6 protein-coding genes are annotated in these 1,845 nt (G+C 24.4%); all 6 read left to right on the forward strand.

What is annotated here, in order from left to right; translation table 11 throughout:
- Positions 1 to 189: 189 nt before the first annotated feature.
- The 6 genes from AJN69_RS09890 to AJN69_RS09895 all read left to right on the forward strand — a co-directional run bounded on the left by AJN69_RS09890 (position 190) and on the right by AJN69_RS09895 (position 1,586).
- Entirely contained in the window at positions 190 to 333 is a 144-nt protein-coding gene (locus tag AJN69_RS09890) for a hypothetical protein (protein ID WP_002807233.1), read from the forward strand.
- 187 nt (positions 334 to 520) lie between these two features.
- Positions 521 to 742: a hypothetical protein gene (locus AJN69_RS00315; protein ID WP_002881155.1), complete on the forward strand. Its 222-nt coding sequence runs from the start codon at positions 521 to 523 to the stop codon at positions 740 to 742.
- Entirely contained in the window at positions 732 to 1,001 is a 270-nt protein-coding gene (locus AJN69_RS00320; RefSeq protein WP_002789000.1) for a type II toxin-antitoxin system YafQ family toxin, read from the forward strand. The genes AJN69_RS00315 and AJN69_RS00320 overlap by 11 nt, the downstream gene beginning before the upstream one ends.
- A gap of 90 nt (positions 1,002 to 1,091) precedes the next feature.
- Positions 1,092 to 1,214 carry a hypothetical protein gene (locus tag AJN69_RS10205; RefSeq protein WP_002813541.1) on the forward strand — a complete coding sequence of 41 codons (123 nt, stop codon included), beginning with the start codon at positions 1,092 to 1,094 and terminating at the stop codon, positions 1,212 to 1,214.
- A complete protein-coding gene (locus tag AJN69_RS00325) occupies positions 1,177 to 1,431 on the forward strand; it encodes a hypothetical protein (protein WP_044794622.1) in 255 nt (84 codons plus the stop codon). The genes AJN69_RS10205 and AJN69_RS00325 overlap by 38 nt, the downstream gene beginning before the upstream one ends.
- A gap of 11 nt (positions 1,432 to 1,442) precedes the next feature.
- On the forward strand, positions 1,443 to 1,586 hold the full coding sequence (locus tag AJN69_RS09895) for a hypothetical protein (protein ID WP_002807233.1): 144 nt from the start codon (positions 1,443 to 1,445) through the stop codon (positions 1,584 to 1,586).
- Positions 1,587 to 1,845 lie beyond the last annotated feature (259 nt).

The following is a 1,845-nucleotide window of genomic DNA, read 5'->3' on the forward strand; positions in this document are numbered from 1 at the left end:
TTTAGATGATATGGTAAAACACAAACAAAGTGATGAAGTTTTTAAAGTGTTTTATAAAAAAGATGATAAAATAAGATTGCTTAGAGTTAGTAATATGCAAGCTTTAAATCGTTTTGATAAACTTAAAGGTGCAATGACAAAAATAATTTTAGATAGTGGTTTTAAACCTGATAAATAAAAAGGATTAATATGTGTAAAGATCAAGAATATATAGAGCAAAGAAAGGTTTTATGGGAAAAAAGTTTTGAAGCCTTTAAAGATGATAAAGTGTATCAAAAAGAACAGCTTGAACTTGCAGAAGCAGGAATTAATGATGGCTTAGAGGAGGATTAATTATATAATTAGCCATATATTTATATTAGTTTTTTTAAAAAACCGTTTTTACTATTCTTTAATCTTTTATATTGTATTTTGATTGTCTTATTTATGTAATTTTATATATAAAAAAAGTTTTTTCCAATTTTACAACAAAACCCTTTATGGTATAATAAAAATAAAAATTATATAAGAAAGGATATAAATGGCTATAAAAATTGAAATTAGCGGATTTGATAAGGATTTTTTACCTGTTTTTGAGAGTTTAGCTAAAAGCCTAAAAGCTACTTATTGTTTGTTAGAATGTGATACTCCAGAAGAGAAAAAACAAAGTTCTATGAAAAAGGCTTTAGAAGAAATGAAAAATGGAGAGCATGAAACTTTTAAAAACTTTGATGAGTATAAAAAGGCTATGCGTGAAATATGAAATTAGAGTTTTAAAAGAATACAAGAAAAACTATAAGAAGCTAACGCTAAAAGAAAAAGACTTAGTAGATGAAATAGTCTATCGCTTATCTAACAATGAAACTCTTGAAAGAAAATACAAAGATCATAAACTAAAAGGTGAATTTAAAGAGCTTAGAGAGTGTCATGTAAAACCTGATTTGCTCTTAATTTATCAAAAACAAGATGATAAACTTATTTTAACATGTATTAATATAGGTTCTCATAGCGAGTTGTTTTAATAATTGAAGTTAAATTAATCAAGTTTATAAAAATCCATAACTACATATTAAGTCATTTATATCATAATAGAAAGAAAAAAGAAAAACACTATGAAAAAATTATCCCAAGAAGAAATACAAAAAGCTATGAGAGAATGTGTAGTAAGTTCTTATACTTATGATCCAGTTAATCCTAATGGTTATTTCTCAAGATTTATTCGATGTTTTAAATGAAGATTTTACCAAAGAATATGAATTCATAGATAGTCCTACTTTAGATGATATGGTAAAACACAAACAAAGTGATGAAGTTTTTAAAGTGTTTTATAAAAAAGATGATAAAATAAGATTGCTTAGAGTTAGTAATATGCAAGCTTTAAATCGTTTTGATAAACTTAAAGGTGCAATGACAAAAATAATTTTAGATAGTGGTTTTAAACCTGATAAATAAAAAGGATTAATATGTGTAAAGATCAAGAATATATAGAGCAAAGAAAGGTTTTATGGGAAAAAAGTTTTGAAGCCTTTAAAGATGATAAAGTGTATCAAAAAGAACAGCTTGAACTTGCAGAAGCAGGAATTAATGATGGCTTAGAGGAGGATTAATTATATAATTAGCCATATATTTATATTAGTTTTTTTAAAAAACCGTTTTTACTATTCTTTAATCTTTTATATTGTATTTTGATTGTCTTATTTATGTAATTTTATATATAAAAAAAGTTTTTTCCAATTTTACAACAAAACCCTTTATGGTATAATAAAAATAAAAATTATATAAGAAAGGATATAAATGGCTATAAAAATTGAAATTAGCGGATTTGATAAGGATTTTTTACCTGTTTTTGAGAGTTTAGCTAAAAGC

Origin of the sequence: Campylobacter sp. BCW_4338, assembly GCF_001763255.1 — a bacterium.
In the GTDB taxonomy this organism is placed as follows: Bacteria; Campylobacterota; Campylobacteria; order Campylobacterales; family Campylobacteraceae; genus Campylobacter_D; species Campylobacter_D jejuni.

Coding starts and splice junctions, on each gene's coding strand:
- AJN69_RS00315 (WP_002881155.1), top strand. CDS start 521: ATGGCTATAAAAATTGAAATTAGCGGATTTGATAAGGATTTTTTACCT.
- AJN69_RS10205 (WP_002813541.1), top strand. CDS start 1,092: ATGAAAAAATTATCCCAAGAAGAAATACAAAAAGCTATGAGAGAATGT.
- AJN69_RS09890 (WP_002807233.1), top strand. CDS start 190: ATGTGTAAAGATCAAGAATATATAGAGCAAAGAAAGGTTTTATGGGAA.
- AJN69_RS09895 (WP_002807233.1), top strand. CDS start 1,443: ATGTGTAAAGATCAAGAATATATAGAGCAAAGAAAGGTTTTATGGGAA.
- AJN69_RS00325 (WP_044794622.1), top strand. CDS start 1,177: ATGGTTATTTCTCAAGATTTATTCGATGTTTTAAATGAAGATTTTACC.